Source organism: Thioclava sp. L04-15 (assembly GCF_002020275.1).
GTDB lineage: Bacteria > Pseudomonadota > Alphaproteobacteria > Rhodobacterales > Rhodobacteraceae > Thioclava > Thioclava marina.
In genome coordinates this window covers 31,845-48,181 of the sequence record NZ_MPZW01000007.1, presented here as the reverse complement: position 1 = coordinate 48,181, position 16,337 = coordinate 31,845, and the positions used below count along the sequence as shown (strand labels likewise).

Genomic DNA, 16,337 nt, shown 5'->3' with positions numbered 1-16,337 from the left:
TCACTCCGCTCTCCGACCTCGTGGCAATACATCACTGGATTGGATCATTTCACATGATCTCTGACAAGTGCAGCCGCGAATTCGCGAAATTGCTCAGAGATTTGCGCGGTTTTTCAGCCCGCCTTTATCCCTAGGACAATCACGATTGAGTGACTGACCTGTCGCGGAAAAATTGACTCGGATCATTGCGCTTCGCCGAGGTCGGCCTAACCTGCCGCCACCGGGAGAGGAGAAACGATCATGAAAAACGGGACGAGCGACACGCGTCTGATCTGGTTCGAAGAGCTGCGCCGAACCGATGTCGCCAAGGTGGGCGGCAAGAATGCCTCGCTGGGCGAGATGGTTCAGGAGCTGGGGCAAAAGGGCATCCGCGTCCCTCCCGGGTTCGCGACCACCGCCGACGCATATCGCGAATTCCTCGCCGAGAACGATTTCGGCGCGAGCCTGAAAGACGCGCTCGACAAGATGGCCGACGGGCGCGCGAGCCTGTCCGAAACCGGAACTTCGATCCGCACGACGCTTGCCTCGGGTCAGTGGCCTGCCGCCTTCGAGGCCGATATCCGCTCGGCCTATCGCGAGCTTGCGAAACGGTCCGGGCGCAACGATCCGGCCGTCGCGGTGCGTTCGTCGGCCACCGCCGAAGATCTGCCCGATGCGAGCTTCGCAGGCCAACAGGAGACCTTCCTCAACGTGGTGGGCGAAGAAGCGCTCCTGAGCGCGTGCCGCCGGTGTTACGCGTCCCTCTTCACCGACCGCGCGATCACCTATCGCAACCTGCGCGGTTACGATCACATGGAAGTGGCTCTCTCGATCGGCGTGCAATTGATGGTGCGCTCGGATCTGGCGGGCTCGGGCGTGATGTTCTCGCTCGACACCGAAAGCGGCTTCGACAATGTGGTGCTGATCAATGCCGCCTGGGGTCTGGGCGAAAACGTGGTGCAAGGGGCGGTCAGCCCCGACGAATACCAGGTCTACAAACCATTCCTCGACAGGCCCGAGACCACGCCGATCCTGCACAAGGGCCTCGGCGCGAAGGCGATCAAGATGATCTACGGGCGCGAAGGCGAGCCTGCCACGCGCAACGTCCCGACCTCGAAAGCCGAGCGCGAGAGTTTCGTGCTGAGCGATGCCGAGATCCTCGAGCTGGCGCAGATGGCACGCGTGATCGAGGATCATTACGGCTGCCCGATGGACATGGAATGGGCGCGCGACGGCGAAGATGGCAAACTCTACATCGTGCAGGCGCGGCCCGAGACGGTGCAGTCACGCGCTGGCGCCGGAGCGATGAAAAGTTACACGCTCGGCCATCGCGGCAAGCTGCTTGCGACCGGGCTCAGCGTGGGCGGCGCGGTGGCGAGCGGCGAGGTCTGCATCATCGAGAGCGCCGAGCATATCGACCGCTTCGTCGACGGCGCGGTGCTGGTCACCTCGAACACGGACCCCGACTGGGTGCCGATCATGAAACGCGCCTCGGCCATCGTGACCGATCACGGCGGGCGCACCTCGCATGCCGCGATCATCAGCCGCGAGCTGGGCGTGCCCGCGATCGTCGGCACCGGCAATGCGACCCATGTGCTGCACGATCACCAGATGGTCACCGTCTCCTGCGCCGAGGGCGAGGATGGCGCGATCTATGAGGGCAAGGCCGAGGTCACGGTCGAAGAGCTGCATCTCGACGCGGTGCCGCACACCCGCACCAAGGTCATGCTCAACCTCGCCAATCCGGCGGCCGCGATGCGCTGGTGGCGACTGCCCGCCGATGGCGTGGGGCTTGCGCGGATGGAATTCGTGGTCTCCAACGAGGTGAAAGTGCACCCGCTGGCGCTGACCCGCTACGATCAGGTGAAAAGCGCCGAGGATCGCAAGGCGATCGACGCGCTCACCAGGGGCTATGCCGAGCGCGAGGCCTATTTCGTCGAAAAGCTCGCAATGGGCCTCTCGAGGATTGCCGCGATCTGGTATCCCAACCCGGTCATCATCCGGATGAGCGATTTCAAGACGAACGAATATGCCGATCTTCTGGGCGGGCGCGGCTTCGAGCCTGCCGAGGAAAACCCGATGATCGGGTTCCGCGGCGCCTCGCGCTACTACTCGGAGGCCTATCGCGACGGGTTCGCGCTCGAATGCCGCGCGATCCGGCGGCTGCGCGAGGAGATCGGCTTCGACAATGTCATCGTGATGATCCCCTTCTGCCGCACGCTGGGCGAGGCAGATGATGTGCTCGACGTCATGCGCGACAACGGCCTCAGGCGCGGGGAGAACGGATTGCAGGTCTATGTGATGGCCGAGATCCCCTCGAACGTGATCAGCGCGGAAGGCTTCGCCGAGCGCTTCGACGGGTTCTCCATCGGCTCGAACGACCTCACCCAGCTCACGCTTGGCATCGACCGCGACTCCGAGGCCTTGGCGCCCCTGTTCAGCGAGCGGGACCCGGCGGTGGTCTGGATGATCGAGACGCTGATCACGAAGGCCCATGCGGCAGGGCGCAAGGTCGGGCTCTGCGGTCAGGCGCCGAGCAACGATCCGGGCTTTGCCCAGCTTCTGGTGAAAGCGGGGATCGACACGATCTCGGTGACGCCCGACAGCTTCCTTGCGGTGAAGGCGACGGTTGCGAAGGCGGAAGCGAAGGGTTGAGCGCGGCGCGGCTTTTCAGGCGCTTTCCCCGGCGGCTTTACCAAGATCAGGGCGCTGGCGTGACCTTCCATGCCAGCCCCGGCCAGCCAAGCCCCTGAAAGCACGGACCCTGCGTGGCCTCGGCGAAGCTGACCACCCCGCCCTCCCATTCCAGAAGCCGCACACGTTCGGCCTCGTCGATCGCGAAATCCCAGCAGATGAAACGTGCCAGGGGCAATTGCCGATGCAGATTGAGAGCGGTCTGCACTGCCTCGCTGATGGCGGGCACACGGTGGCCCGCGAAAGGCCCCGCGCCTTGCGCTCCTGTCGCGGGTCGCCAGTCGGCGTGAAAACCCTCGGCGGCCAGCTCACCGCTCTCCGGGGCCACCGCCACGCGCAGCTGATCTCGCGCGAGCACATGCGCCTGCCCCGGCTGGCCGATCTTCAGATAGCTTGACCGGATCAGCGGCGCGCCGGTCTGAGCCAGAACGGTCGCTACGCGCAGGGTGGCCAAGGCGGGCGAGCCGAAGCGCGCAAGCTCGGGATGCGGTCGCAGCAGCGGCTGGAACACGCCATTGCCGAACCCGTACAGCGTCGCGGCGTCGAGATCCTTGACCACCACGCTTCGCACCCCTTTGCCGAAGGCGGAATGATCGGCCTTGAATACCAGTGTCTCGCCCCCCGCACGCAGCCGCTCAAGTGCTGCGGAGGGCTCGATCGCGGCCTTCTGCGGGGTCAGGATACGCCCGTTGATCAGATAGAGCAGGTCACAGATCGCGGGGCTGTCGAAAAAGACCGGGTTGGTCGCCTGCACGCGGCTGAGGTGATGGGCAATCCCGTTGACCTGCGGCATCAGGTTTTCGGCATAGAAGCTCTCGGGGAGCCAGCCTTCCAGATAATCGCCACGCGCGGCGGCATAGAGCATCAACCAGGGCGCGTGCCGTTCGTGCCCGAATTTCTGCTTTGCCTCCTCGCGCGCGCGTCGCCGGGCCGCCTCCGAGATCTTGCGCCCATTCGCCGCGAGCACGCGCAGCCCGGCCTCGGCTTCACGACGTTTACGCCACCGCAATTCATTGAGCGTGAGCGATGCGATCGCGGCCTTGGCCACGGGTTTCAGCCCCGCCCGCATCCGTCAGACCATCCTGGCGCGGGCGATGAGCAGGCGGCAGGCGCCCCAGGACATCACGAGGCTCACCGCGCTGGAGGCCAGAAACGCCACGGCGCCGCCCAGCGCGCCATGCGAGGACACAAGCGCCAGCGCGACCGCAAGCCCCGCGAGGAAACTTGCCCCGGCAACCGCGACCCGCCAGCCGAAGGCGTGAAGCGCGGTGATCGCGGTGTTGAGCGTAGCCGCCACCAGCGCGAGGCCCGACGCGCCCACGATCACCGTGAACAGCTCCCGATCCGCATAGTCCGGGCCGAAGACCAGCCCCAATACCGGCGCGCCGATGATCCATGCCAGCACAAACGCCCCGAGCCCAAGCCCGCCCGACAAGAGCATCATCTTGCGCGTCAGGGTGCGGAACGCGCCCATCTGCCTCTTGCGCGCATAGCGCCGCAACCGCGCCGCCGCCGCCCCGGCCATCGCGTTCGAGACCATCGACATCAGCGTATGCGCATAGGCCAGCGCCCCGAATATCCCTACCGCGCCAAGCCCTGCGTAATGTTCGAGCATCACCGGCGGGATCGAGCCAACCGCCCGCATCAACCACAGCGCAAGGCCCATCGGCAGCACCCAGAGCGTCAGCGCCCAGATCCGGCGCGGCGTGGTTTGGCGCAGGATGGCGAGCGGGACCTCCATCCCGAGCCGCGCCAGCAGGCGCGTGTCGACGAGCCAATAGCTCGCAAACCACAAGGCGGCCTCGCAAAAAAGGGCCAAGGGCAGATCGCGGCTCCACCAGAAGGCCAGCGCAAAGGCCGCCAGTCCTGCCGTGGCTCGGGTAAAGATCGAGGCGGCGACATAATCGAGCCGCTCGGCGCGCTGGAAGATCGCCTGATTGAGCGCCGCCTGCGCACCGAAGAACCGGACCAGCGCCACCCCGGCGACCGAGGCGATCACCAGCCAGCCCCGATCGGGATAGATCAACGCCACGGTCAGCATCGAGGCCGCAAGCGCAAGCAAGCCTCCGGCAAAGCGCAGTCCGACATAATCGGCGCGGGTGAACCGGTCGAAATCATCGACCGTCATCACCGTCTTCGCTCCCATCGAGGTGAAGAAGAACAGCGGTGTGACAAGCGCCGTCGCCAGCGTCAGTGCGCCGACATCCGAAACCGAGCCGAGCCGCGCGGTGATGGCGATGATCAGGAACTGCGTGACCGCGTAATAGCCCCGCCCGACCATCGCGTAGACGATATTGCGCCGCAAGGAGAGCTCGGCGACCGGGGGGGATGCGACGGCCGCAGACGCGCCCGGTCCGGGAAGATCGGTCATGGCGCCGCCTCCCACACCGCGAGATCGGGAGCGCAAAGCGCGCGCACGCGGGAAAGTTGCGCCTCGCTCAGATCGTCGGCCCGCAGCCCGGGACGCGCGCCGCCCGCACGGTTCTCGTAACCGATGCGCACCCGCAGGGCCAACTCGCGCCGGATCGCCTCGGCAAAACCCTTCTGATCGTCGAGCCGCCCCACCACGGCAAAGCGCGACAGCGCCGCGATTGCCTTGTCGATCGAGGCATCCGCGCGCAGATCCGCCTCCTTGGGCAGGCCAGAGAAGAACTCGACATAGCTCGCCCCCAGCCGCGCCGCGCGGGGCGTGTCGAGGAAGGCATCGAACCCCTCGCGGATCTCGGCATGGGCGCCGCTGCGGCCATGACTAAAGGCGTAATGGGACAGGAAACGAGAGACCGGCTCGCGCAGGATGGTGATGAACTTGTAGCGCTCGGCGAAGCGTTCATAGGCGGTTTCGGAAAAGCGCACATGGGCCGAGATGCAGCGCGTGTCGGCGAACATCAGGTAGAGCAGCATCTGCTCGCGCAGGTCGAGCACATCGACGAGCATCCGCTCGGTATCGCCTTGGCCCATGAAGGCCTCGAACGCGCGGTAACTTGCCTCGGGCAGAACCGTTCCCTGGCTCAGGATACAGCGTTTGCGCAAAGCGCGGCCAACCGAGGTGCCGCCGCATTTGGGCACGTGATGGAAGACGAAACGTTGCGGGATGGCGCGGTCCAGCACGCGCTCTCGCACGCGGCGCAAGCGGCCCACCGCGCCGCCGCTTTCGCGATGCCAGTCCGCGCGCTGGCCCTGTGGCAGACCCGAGCTCATGCGAAAGCCTCCCGCGCGACCGGATAGCTCGCCCTGCGCGCAACCGGGCGGCGTGCCTGCGCATTGGCCAGAACCAGCGCGAAGAAACCGGTGATCGAGATCCATTCGGGATAGCCCGGATGGCCCGCATCCCCCGCGATCCAGACCCGGAAGAAAGCCAAGACCGGCAGCATCGCCACCCATTCGGCTCGCACAGGCAGCAACCAATAGCCGCGCTGGGTCACGATCCGCGCCACGAAGCGCCCCCAAAGCCCGATCATCGCGCAATAGCTGAGCAGCACCAGCAGGAAGGCCAGCAACCCGCCATGAAGCCACGCGCCGAGAAAGAGGTTATGCACCAGCAGGCCGTTGATCTCGTGCAGGCCAGAGCCCGCAATCACATGCCGCTCGATCCCGGCGAGCGCGAAGGAGAACTGTGCGAAACGTCCTCCGGTCGAGGCATCCTCGAAGGTGAAACGGCTCTCGATCAGATCCGTCGCGGCCGAGCCGTTGAGCAGCATCATCGCCCCGAGCGCCAGTGCAAGCGCGCCGATCAGGAGCTTCACGACCAGCCGGTTGGCGCTATGGCTCGGGCGGCGCAGCGTGGCGATGATCGCAGCTCCCGGCAGCACCAGCGCCGCGATCAACAGCACGGAGCGGGTATTGAGCAATACGAGGATCACGAGCGTGATCAAGGTCACGACCCACCCCCGGCTGTCGCGCGCCGCACTTTCATGGCCCGCGCGGTAGAGGATGAGCCCGATCAAAAGCCCCCCCGAGACCGCGTTCTTGAGCGAGGCCGGAACCTCGCCCGGATCACCGCTCGCGGATTGGAAGATCGCGCGCAGGAAGTTGTAGATGACGAAATTCAGATCGCCCGAGAGAAAGCGGGTCACCGCGTCGAGCCAGCTCATCCCCAACTGGCGGGCATGGATCTCGGCGACCACCACGAACCCCGCCAGCGCCGCGAACCCGCCCCGACGCAAGAGACGCGCCTCTCCCCCGCAAAGCAAAATTGCTGTGGCGATAGTCCCGCCACAGGTGAGAAAGAAGAGCTGACGCAGGATCATGCCGTTATCGGGCAGCCCCGCGAGATGAAGTTTCAGCACGAAGAGATAGGCGAGATAAGGCACGAGCCAGAGCGTCACCGCTGGGATCAATGCGCTGGCGGCAAGCATAGCACGCAAAACCCGTAGCAGCAGCGCCGCGCCAAGTGCGATACTCAGCGCATAGGGTAACGTGAGGTCGAACCCGCCAAGGCTCGCCAGCGGGATCCAAGTCAGCGGCAGCCCCGCCAGCGCGAGCACGAGCGCCCAGCCGATCAGGCGTGTGCGCAGACCCTCAGGGCGCGCGGCGCTCATGCCGGCTCCTGTTTGCGCGCTTTCGCGATCGCGCTCGCGGTTGCGGGGCTGACCCGGCGGGGCTCGGTCGAGACGGCGCGGATCGCGCTTGAGGTATAGACCCCGCCAAGGCTCCAGCGTCCGGCCGGATCCTGCGGCGGCACGCCCGTCACGATCACCCCCGCCAGTTTCTGGCGCGGCAATTGGCGGATCGCGGCGCGCATCACGTCGCGCGAGGTTCGCCCGACCCGCATCACGACCCCGACGGCCGAACATTCGCGCGCGAGAATGCGGCAGTCTGCGAGATTGGCGACGGGAGGACCATCGACCACCACGAGGTCATATTCCGCCGCCGCCGCACGCAGGAAGGTGCGCAGGTGCGGCGTCTCGAGATAGCCCGAGGGCTGGCGCCCCCGCAAAGCGCCCGCAGGCATCACCTCGAGCGAGCCCCCCTCCGGCGGCTCGATATCGGGCAACCAGTTCTGGCCGCGCAAGATCTCGCACAGGCCGGGGCTGTCTTCCATGTCGTAAAGCGCGGTGAGACCCGCGAAGCGCAGGTCGGCATCGACGACCAGAACCCGCTTGCCCGCCGCACTGGCCGCCTCCCCCAGCGAGGCCGCGACGGTGGTCTTGCCGACATTGTCCTCGGCCGAGGTGATCAGCACGACCGGCGCGCCCGTTCCCGCGCGCATCTCCTGCGCGCTGGCCATCACGCTCTGGCGCAGCACCGACACCGTTTCGCTGAAATCCGAGAAAGGTTCGCGGCGGATGACGTCTGGACCCGACTGGCGTTCGCTCAGCAGCGGCAGCGCCGAGAGGACACGCAGTCCGAGCTCGTTCTCGACCTCCTCGATCGAGGCAAAGCCGCGCCCCAGCGCATTGCGGACGAGCGCCACGATCAGGACAAGTGCTACCCCGCCGAGAAACCCGAGGATCATGAACACCTTGGTGGGCGGGTAATAGGGCTCCAGCGGCAACGAGGCCGCGCTGACGATCTGCGTGCCGCTGGTGTCGAAACTTTGCAGCTCGCTCGCAAGCCCCGCATTGTTGAGATAGCGCTCATAGCGGGTGCGATAGGCCTCGACGATCCGTTCGAGCTCGCGCAGCTTGAGCGCATCGCGGCTTTCCTGCCCGGTCTCTCCCCCGGCCAGCGCCAACGCCTCCGAGAGAAGCCGCGCGCGGCTTTCCAGCGCCTCGGTTTCATTGGCGAGCACCTGCGCGATGCGCCCGATCTCGTCGCGGCGTTGCTGTTCGACCGCCGCGATCTGGCGCTGGATCTGGCTCAGGCGGGGATTGTCTTCACGCCCGATCCGCGCGGCATCCTCGGCGCGCAGCTCCAGCTGCATCTGGGTTTCGCGCAAGGCCTGGATGATCGGCGAAGCCTGCACTTCGGGCAGGCTCGCGGGGTCACCACCTCCTGAAAGCACCTGTTGCGCCTGTTCGAGAGAGGCGCGTTTCTGCGCGAGGTCGGCACGCGAGCGGATCAGTTCGGCATTGAGTTCGGTCAATTGCTGGCCGCCCAGCCCCGTGCCCTGCGCATCACCGATCAGGTTGTTCTCGATGCGGTAGGCGGTCGCGGCGCGTTCGGCCTCGGAGAGCTTGTCGCGCAACTCGGAGGCGCGCGCGTCGATCCAGTCGCTCAGGCCCCGCGCCTCGGCCTCACGCTGATCGAGCCGCAACGTGATATAGCTTTGCGCCAGGGTCTGCGCGATGCGCTGCGCCAATCGCGGCGAGGTCGCGCTGGCGCGGATCGTGACGACATTCGTCTCGCCCTCGCGATCCACGCTGACCAGATCCGACAGCGTGTTCACCGCCGAGATCATCCGGCGTTCCTCTTCCGAGGCCGCAGGGGCGGAGGGCGCAGGAGCAGGCACCAGCGATTTCACCCACTTGATCCCCTGACGCAGCAGGCTCGGCGGTTGCGGCTGAAAAGAGGGCTCTTCGAGCAAATCCGCCTGCTCGACCACCTTGCGCAGCATGTCATCGGATGAAAGCAGCAACACCTGCCCCTCGACATAGCCCGCGTCAATGCCCCCGGTCCCGCCCTGCTCGACCTCGATCGGGCTTGAAACGGGGCGCTCGATCATCAGCTGGGTACTCGAGCGGTAGAGCTTGTCGACACGCTGCGCCATCACCAGCCCCAACGCGGCAAATACGAGCCCTGTCAGCACCATCGCCCAGAGATTGCGCCGCAACAGCATGGCTGCGGCGCGCAACACCTCGGCCAGCTCCGGGTCGCGATATGGGTCACGACCCCCATCGGGCGAGAAGGCGGGAAGGTGTTTCAACTGCCCGACCTCCGCAACACCACTTCGGCGGTCTGGAACATCAGTTTCAGATCGGTGAACAGGCGGATTTTGCGGATATAGGCCACGTCCATCTCGACGCGCTCGGAAAACAGCGTCGTGCCGCGGCCATGGACCTGCCAGAGCCCCGTCACGCCGGGACGCACAGCAAGATAGGCCTGCAGGAAACGGCCATAGCGCGGCAGTTCCCGATCGGTCACCGGGCGCGGCCCGACCATGCTCATATCGCCACGCAATACGTTGAAAAGCTGTGGCAATTCGTCAAGGCTTGTCTTGCGCAGGAAAAGCCCGATCCGGGTCACGCGCGGATCGTCGAGCAGCTTCTGCGCGCCCGCCCATTCCTCGGCCGCCGCCGGATCGGTCCGCAGGACAAAGCGCAGCACGCGCGAGGAATCCTTGCGCATCGTGCGGAACTTGTAGCAGCGAAACGAGATCCCGTCGCGCCCGACCCGGCGATGCGCGAAGACCGGCGTGCCGCCCGTCAGCATCAGCCCGAGCGTGATTGCCACCATCAGCGGCGCACTCAGCATCAAAAGGAATGCGGCGCAGGAAATGTCGACAGGACGTTTGCCGAAGCGCTCGTAAACGGAACCACTCGGCAAAGCCTCTCGGCCATGACCTGAAAAGCCGATGAAATCGGCCTGATACGACTGATCTTGCATGTTCTCCCACCCCCAGAAAGGAGGCCGGCGCACTGCCCCTTACAGCTCATCCGGCATCACATTTTTGACACAATTCCGTCAAAAAGTCAGGTGAATGTTCTTCATATCCGGGCTCTGTGCACTCGAGCCCGACAATTTGACCTCTTTTTCGGCATTGTGCGCCAAGTGCGGAGAGAAGCGGCGCGTCGCTGCGCAAAATCAAGCAACTCCCATCGCTTAGGTGTAAAGCTTCCCAATGGCGTCGCTGAAAGGTTGTGCAATTTGCCCGAATCGTCTTCTCGAAAACGCATCCTGAGCCTTTGCGAGACCGCTCTGGGCGGGGTCGGGCGCTATCAAGACAGCCTGCGCGCGCTTGCCCCTCATGGTTATGATCTGAACATAGTGATGCCGGAAGAAGACGCCCGCATCCTTGCGGACCGAACCGGCGTGATCGGGTTCCGGCGCGGTGGGCGCACCCTCGGTGCGCTAGGCCGGTTCCTGCGCGCATTCCGCACCGCCCGGCGCGAGATCCGCCCTGATATCTATGTCTTCAACAGCACCTTCTCGCTGCTGGCACTCCTCGCCTTGCGGGCGATGGGCGATCGGAGCCCCGCGCTCTATTGCGCCCATGCCTGGGCGATCAGCAATTACGATCCAGCATCGCCAAAGGGCCGGATCGTGCGCGCGATCGAGGGGCGGCTAAGCGGGCTTGCCGATCTCGTGGTCAATGTCTCGCAGGGCGATCTCGCGCTCGCGCGGCGCCATGGCTATCGCGGGCGGCACGTCGTGGTGGAAAACGCCGTGACCGATCGCGCGCCGGACACGGCCCCTGCCCCTTTCGCCCGTGGATCCGAGGACGAGATCCATCTCCTGTTCGTCGGCCGCTTCGACCATCAGAAGGGGCTCGATATCCTCCTGTCCGCCTTCGCAAGCGCCCGTCGCGCAGGGCCGCATTTGCATCTGCACCTCGTGGGCGGGCCGGTGCGCGGAGGAGTGACGCCGGATTTGCCCGAGGGCGTCACGATGCATGGCTGGCAGCCACCCGAGGCGCTTAATGGATATTACGCGGCGGCCGATGCGCTGATCGTACCCTCGCGCTGGGAAGGCCTGCCGCTGATCGTGCCGGAGGCGTTGCGCAATAGGACGCCGGTCCTTGTCTCCGATCGCAGCGATATGGGTGCGCTGGTGGCTTCCGGCAGGACCGGGTTCGTCTTCGCACTCGAACCGGACGCCCTGGTCGGGATGCTTGCCTCGCTCGACCGTCCCGCCCTGCAGGCGATGCGCGGTCCAGCGCGCCAAAGCTACGAAAACCGATTCACGCTGGAGCGCTTTGCCCGCGAGATGGCAGTTCATCTGGCAGAGTTGGAGGCGCGGCGATGAGCGCACCGATCCTCTTTCTCGCCGGCGTGCCGAAGGCGGGCACCTCGTCGCTTTTCGGTTGGCTTGCAGATCATCCGCAGGTGCAGGGCTCGCACGAGAAGGAGAGCTGTTTCTTCGCTGATCCCGGCAGCCATGTCTTCCGCCCGACGTTCAACGCCGGTCAGGGGATCGAGAGGCTGGCCGACGCCTTCCCCCCCCTCGATGCAGCGACCCGCCTGCGCGTCGAGGGTACGCCCAGCACGATCTATTCCCGCACCGCGCTCGCCCTGATCCCCGAATTGCCCAAGGCGCGCGCGCTCTTCGTGCTGCGCGAACCGGCAAGCCAGATCCGCTCCGTGTATGATTACTTCCGCGACAACTGGGATTACATCCCCGCCGGAATGAGTTTTCCCGACTATCTCGCGGCGGTCCGCGCGGGCACGCAGGCCTTCGGCGGCAACGAGGTGGCGGCGAACGCGCTGGCCTGCGCCGATTACCTGCCCTGGCTGGAGCGCTGGCGCGACCGGCTGGACCCCGCACGGATGAAGGTGGTGACCTTCGACCGGCTGCGCACCGATCCCAACGGGCTTGTGACGGAGATTGCGGATTGGTGCGGAATCGACCCGGCTTTCTACGCCGCTTATGCCTTCCCGGTCGAGAACGAGAGCTACACGCCGCGCAACCGCGCCCTGCAACGGCTCAATATCGCGGTGCGGGGCGCATTGCCGAAGGGGCGGGTCTATTCGGCCGCGCGCGCGCTCTATCGCACACTCAATACCCGCCCGCCCGAGCGCGACGGCGATGCGGCGTTTTTGGTGGATCTGCGCCGGGGCTTCGCCGAAAAGAACGCGCGGCTGGCCGAGGCCTTCGACCTCGATCTCTCAGGCTGGGCGCCCTAGCATCTCCTCGCAGATCGCGATGAGGCTTTCGACATGTCGCGCGGGCGAGACCGCTTCGGCGAGGCCCGCGCTCTCGAATGGACCGATCCGCTCCACCCGGCCCAGCGCATCGGCCAGCGCCTGCGCATCGGGGCGGTCATAGATCACCCCGTTCACCCCGTCCTCGACGACCTCATGGGCCGCACTCCAGCGCCCCGTCACCACCGGTACCCCTCGCAACAGCGCCTCGATCGGCACGAGGGGCTGGCATTCATGCCAGAGGCTCGGGAAGACGACCGCGCGGGCGCACGCAAGATGCTCCTGCACCTCGTCGGGCGTGACCCAGCCGGTGATCTCGGCCTGCGGGTTGATCGCGCGGATGTGGGCCGCCTCGGGCCCATCGCCCACGAAAACCGCGCGCAGCCCAGCGCGCTTTGCGGCCTCGGCGAAGATCGCACCGCCTTTTTCTGGAGAGAGCCGTCCGACGAAGACGAAGGCGTCATTGGCGGTGGCGTCCACCGGGGGGGCATCGCTCGCAACCGGGTTGGCCAGATGATGGAGCCGCACGTCTCGTGGTAGGTAAGGCGCCATCGCGGCGCACTGCGTCCGTGAGATATAGGCAATGTCGCTCAAGCCGCCTGGCAGCCGTCCCGGGCCGCGCGCCAGGGCCTGCCGCGCGACGCGCCAGCCCTTGTGAACCGCGTGGCGCGCATCGCAATTGTGGGTCAGACAGGCCGCGCCCAGAGGTTTGCGCATGCAGATCTCGCCCGCGCGGTAGTCGTAGAATCCGCCGTTGGGACAGGCGAGAAAATATTCGTGCATCGTATAGAGGCAGCGGAGCCCGCCCCCGGTCAGCACCGGCCCGATCGCCGGTGAGAGTGCCTTGGCCCAGCCGTGGCACAAGATCACCGTGTGCGCCGGGTCATGGCGCGCGATCTCGGCGCGCAAGGCCTGCGCGGCGGCACGGTTCCACAGCCCGGAGAGCATCGCGCGCATCCGGCTCGGATTGTCGAGCAGCGTATGCTGGCCAAGACAGGTCACGCGGATCTTCGGATGGCTGAGCAGCAGGCTCACCGGCCCGGTCGCTGCGAAGAACGACACCTCAAGCCCGGCCCCCGCCAGAAGCCGCGCCGTGTCGATCGCGACCTTCGCCTGCCCCCCGGTCACATCGGCGAAATCGCTCACGATCAGGACATCCGTCAGCCGAGGATCGCTTCGCTCCGCAGTTTGCACGCCCGCTCCTTCGCCTCCGGATCGCCATCCGGTGTGATTGCCACCCCTCTCTCATACGCCAACTTGACGGATCGCGCGAGGGTGGCGCAGGCTGGGAGCCACAGGCGTTCGATGGGGACGGACGCCACGCCTTGGTGGGGCAAGGGATCTGATGGCGAAGACGCATATTCTCTTCGTGGCCAATGACGTGCTGGGCTGGGCGACCTATGCGCGCCAGCTCGAGGCCGCGCTGCGCATGCGCGACGACCTGCGCGCAACCGTGCTGCACCGCGCGCCGCCCCGGATCGCCATGCAGCTTGCGCGCCGCCATGCCGACGGGGCTCTCGGGCGCGCCTTGCGGCCCTTTGATCCGATCGCGATGCATGAGGGGGTGCTCGGGCACGACATCCGGGCCGCCATCGCGCGCCATCGCCCCGATATCATCCACGTCGCCGCTCATTGGCCCGCCGGCGCGGTCACCGGGGGCGACATCCCGGTGACACTCGCCCTCGACACGACGCGCCCCGCGCTGACGCGCGACCTGCCCTTGCCGGGATGGAGCGCGGCCGAGGTAGAGACCGAGGCGATGCTGTGCCGCAAGGCCGCGCATCTCTTCCCGATGAGCCATTGGGCCGCGGATTCGCTCCGCGAGGATTTCGGAATCGGGATGGACAGGATCACGATCCAGCCGCCCTCGCTCGATCCCGCTCAATGGCCACCACCTGCGGGCGGGGCGGTGAACGCAGTGCCGCAAATCCTTTTCGTCGGCAACAACCTGCTGCGCAAAGGGGCGTATCGTCTGGCGGACTGGGTCGGCGGGCCCCTGTCCGGGCGGTGCCATCTGCATATCGTCTCGGGCGACAGCGCGCCACCACCGAAAGGCCCGCACGTCACCTGTCATGGACCTCTGTCACATGCGCAGCTGATGCAGGAACTGTTGCCACGGATGGATCTCTTCTGCCTGCCCACCCGGCTTGACATGTCGCCCTTCGTTCTCGTCGAGGCGGCGGCGGCGGGTCTTCCGGTCGTCTCCAGCGCGCTTGGCGGCATCCCTGATCTGGTCGAGGACGGCGTGACCGGGCGACTTGTCGCCCCCGAGGACGATGCGGGCTTTGTCGCCGCCCTTTCGGCGCTGCTCGAGGAGCCTGCCTTGCGCGCAAAAATGGGCGAAACGGCCCGCGCCCGTGCCGCACAGCGCTTCGACGGCAGACGTAATTTCGATGCTCTGATCGACCGGCTGATCGCGCTCGGGCAACCGGGGAAGGTCGCGGCATGACGAAAACCACCCTGCCCCGCGCCGCGCTCGAGACCCGGATCGACGCCTTTCTCGCGCAACAGATTGACCCCGCACGGACCGAGCTGCCGCTGAAAACCCACGTCCCGACCCCGAGCTGGAACCGCTTCGATCTTGGCTTCAAGCTCTTGTGGCTCGATGGACGGCGCGCGGGTGGCTCGCCTTTCGCCGATCGGCTCTATGAAGAGCATATCGCGGCCTTCTCGCTGGGCGACATGATCGAGCCGGGCAGCGATGGCAAGACGGGGATCGCGCGCTATCGCGATGATTTCGACGCATTGATGGATAGCATGGAAACCAGCGGCTTCGATCCTATGCGCAGCCTCGTCCCGCTCGCCTCGGACGGCAGCCTGCTCAACGCCGGTCACCGCGCGGCCTGCGCCATCGCGCTTGGAACGACGGTGACGGCGGTCGAGACGGGGTTGGAGCCGAAAGTTTTCGATTACCGCTTCTTTGCCGGACGCGGCATGGCCGAGGCCGATCTCGACGCATCCGCAATCCGCTTGGTCGAGGCGATGCCCCATGCCGCCGTCGCGCTCCTGTGGCCCGCAGCCAAGGGGCGCGAACGCGAGGTCGAGCAGCTGATCGGCCCACTCACCTATCGTCGCGCCTTGCAGCTGTCGCTTCACGCGGGCCATACGCTGCTCACCCGCGTCTATCCGAACGAGCCCTGGATCGGCCCGTCCGAGGAGAACTTCCCCGGCATCCGGCGCAAGTTGTTGGAGTGTTTCTCCGGTCCCGGTCCGCTGCGGGTTCTCGTCTTCGATGCCCCGCCCGACCGCGACCGGGTCGCGCTGAAAGACGAGATCCGCGCGCTCTACAGGATCGCGAAAAGCTCGGTTCATATCACCGACACCCATCGCGAGGCGGTGGAGCTGGCGCATCTGCTCTTGAACCCCAATGCGCGGCATTTCCTCGAACATGGCCATCCGATGGCCTTCGCCGAAACCCGCGCCCATCTCGAGACGCTTGCGACCTGGCGCGATGCGCGGGGGCTGACAGCGGACGCGTTTGCGGTGGACACCGGGATGGTGATGGGGCTCTACGGGGTGCGCCCATCCACTGATATTGACGTGATCGCGCCCGCACCATTGCCTGAAGGGCCGCCCGGCACCACGATCGAGCAGCATGAAGGCGGCTATCACAGTGCCCCGCCCGCCGAGATCCTGCGCGATCCGGCGCTCCATTTTCGCTATGCAGGGCTGAGTTTCGTGAGCCTTCCGGAGGTCGCGGCTCTCAAGGCAACCCGCCTTGCCGGACAGGATCGCGAGGACCTGTTGCGGATCGAGCCGTTGCTCGTGGCGCAGGACAAGCGCGCCGCGCGCCGCCCTCTGTCTCTGCGTGCCCGATTTGCCATGCTGAGGTTGCGGCGCAGCCTGATCCGCGCCCTCATGGGAACCGGGCTTGGCCAGCCCCTGCGCAGGGCCTACCGCAAGACGCTCCGGCGCGGGTGAAGA

General features: G+C 66.2%; 12 protein-coding genes. 5 read left to right on the top strand and 7 right to left on the bottom strand.

Annotation, left to right across the window (positions count from 1 at the left end):
• Window positions 1–240: 240 nt before the first annotated feature.
• Window positions 241–2,634, top strand: coding sequence for a phosphoenolpyruvate synthase (gene ppsA / locus BMI90_RS14635; RefSeq protein ID WP_078530241.1), 2,394 nt, complete (start codon window positions 241–243; stop codon window positions 2,632–2,634).
• 46 nt (window positions 2,635–2,680) lie between these two features.
• Here ppsA and BMI90_RS14630 read toward each other — a convergent pair whose 3' ends face one another.
• Genes BMI90_RS14630 through BMI90_RS14605 form a run of 6 tightly spaced genes read right to left on the bottom strand, consistent with a single transcriptional unit; the run spans window position 2,681 to window position 10,158 of the window.
• Window positions 2,681–3,742 (bottom strand): sugar-transfer associated ATP-grasp domain-containing protein, encoded by a 1,062-nt coding sequence (locus tag BMI90_RS14630; protein WP_078530240.1) that lies wholly within the window; start codon window positions 3,740–3,742, stop codon window positions 2,681–2,683.
• A 3-nt stretch (window positions 3,743–3,745) separates the two neighbouring features.
• Window positions 3,746–5,044, bottom strand: coding sequence for a hypothetical protein (locus BMI90_RS14625; RefSeq protein WP_078530239.1), 1,299 nt, complete (start codon window positions 5,042–5,044; stop codon window positions 3,746–3,748).
• The gene (locus BMI90_RS14620) at window positions 5,041–5,871 is read right to left on the bottom strand and encodes a sulfotransferase family 2 domain-containing protein (RefSeq protein ID WP_168172798.1); all 831 of its coding nucleotides are present in this window, start codon (window positions 5,869–5,871) and stop codon (window positions 5,041–5,043) included. Before BMI90_RS14620 ends, BMI90_RS14625 begins: the two co-directional genes overlap by 4 nt.
• Window positions 5,868–7,211, bottom strand: a complete 1,344-nt coding sequence (locus tag BMI90_RS18795) for a hypothetical protein (RefSeq protein ID WP_078530237.1) — start codon at window positions 7,209–7,211, stop codon at window positions 5,868–5,870. Before BMI90_RS18795 ends, BMI90_RS14620 begins: the two co-directional genes overlap by 4 nt.
• Window positions 7,208–9,478, bottom strand: coding sequence for a polysaccharide biosynthesis tyrosine autokinase (locus tag BMI90_RS14610; protein ID WP_078530236.1), 2,271 nt, complete (start codon window positions 9,476–9,478; stop codon window positions 7,208–7,210). Before BMI90_RS14610 ends, BMI90_RS18795 begins: the two co-directional genes overlap by 4 nt.
• Window positions 9,475–10,158 (bottom strand): sugar transferase, encoded by a 684-nt coding sequence (locus BMI90_RS14605; RefSeq protein ID WP_078530235.1) that lies wholly within the window; start codon window positions 10,156–10,158, stop codon window positions 9,475–9,477. The genes BMI90_RS14610 and BMI90_RS14605 overlap by 4 nt, the downstream gene beginning before the upstream one ends.
• 90 nt (window positions 10,159–10,248) lie before the next feature.
• On the opposite strand from BMI90_RS14605, the gene BMI90_RS14600 reads away from it, so the two are divergent.
• On the top strand, window positions 10,249–11,517 hold the full coding sequence (locus tag BMI90_RS14600; RefSeq protein ID WP_348638928.1) for a glycosyltransferase family 4 protein: 1,269 nt from the start codon (window positions 10,249–10,251) through the stop codon (window positions 11,515–11,517).
• The gene (locus BMI90_RS14595; RefSeq protein ID WP_078530233.1) at window positions 11,514–12,395 is read left to right on the top strand and encodes a sulfotransferase; all 882 of its coding nucleotides are present in this window, start codon (window positions 11,514–11,516) and stop codon (window positions 12,393–12,395) included. The genes BMI90_RS14600 and BMI90_RS14595 overlap by 4 nt, the downstream gene beginning before the upstream one ends.
• Here the strand turns inward: BMI90_RS14595 and BMI90_RS14590 are convergent.
• A complete protein-coding gene (locus tag BMI90_RS14590; RefSeq protein ID WP_078530232.1) occupies window positions 12,378–13,607 on the bottom strand; it encodes a glycosyltransferase family 4 protein in 1,230 nt (409 codons plus the stop codon). The genes BMI90_RS14595 and BMI90_RS14590 overlap by 18 nt on opposite strands.
• 151 nt (window positions 13,608–13,758) lie before the next feature.
• Between BMI90_RS14590 and BMI90_RS14585 the strand changes: the two genes are divergently transcribed.
• On the top strand, window positions 13,759–14,862 hold the full coding sequence (locus BMI90_RS14585) for a glycosyltransferase family 4 protein (protein ID WP_078530231.1): 1,104 nt from the start codon (window positions 13,759–13,761) through the stop codon (window positions 14,860–14,862).
• Window positions 14,859–16,334 (top strand): hypothetical protein, encoded by a 1,476-nt coding sequence (locus BMI90_RS14580; protein WP_078530230.1) that lies wholly within the window; start codon window positions 14,859–14,861, stop codon window positions 16,332–16,334. The genes BMI90_RS14585 and BMI90_RS14580 overlap by 4 nt, the downstream gene beginning before the upstream one ends.
• Window positions 16,335–16,337: the final 3 nt, after the last annotated feature.

Excerpts from the sequence above, each read along its gene's own strand:
- BMI90_RS18795 (WP_078530237.1), bottom strand. The coding sequence starts at position 7,211 with ATGAGCGCCGCGCGCCCTGAGGGTCTGCGCACACGCCTGATCGGCTGG.
- BMI90_RS14625 (WP_078530239.1), bottom strand. The coding sequence starts at position 5,044 with ATGACCGATCTTCCCGGACCGGGCGCGTCTGCGGCCGTCGCATCCCCC.
- BMI90_RS14595 (WP_078530233.1), top strand. The coding sequence starts at position 11,514 with ATGAGCGCACCGATCCTCTTTCTCGCCGGCGTGCCGAAGGCGGGCACC.
- BMI90_RS14580 (WP_078530230.1), top strand. The coding sequence starts at position 14,859 with ATGACGAAAACCACCCTGCCCCGCGCCGCGCTCGAGACCCGGATCGAC.
- BMI90_RS14620 (WP_168172798.1), bottom strand. The coding sequence starts at position 5,871 with ATGAGCTCGGGTCTGCCACAGGGCCAGCGCGCGGACTGGCATCGCGAA.
- BMI90_RS14585 (WP_078530231.1), top strand. The coding sequence starts at position 13,759 with ATGGCGAAGACGCATATTCTCTTCGTGGCCAATGACGTGCTGGGCTGG.
- ppsA (WP_078530241.1), top strand. The coding sequence starts at position 241 with ATGAAAAACGGGACGAGCGACACGCGTCTGATCTGGTTCGAAGAGCTG.
- BMI90_RS14605 (WP_078530235.1), bottom strand. The coding sequence starts at position 10,158 with ATGCAAGATCAGTCGTATCAGGCCGATTTCATCGGCTTTTCAGGTCAT.
- BMI90_RS14630 (WP_078530240.1), bottom strand. The coding sequence starts at position 3,742 with ATGCGGGCGGGGCTGAAACCCGTGGCCAAGGCCGCGATCGCATCGCTC.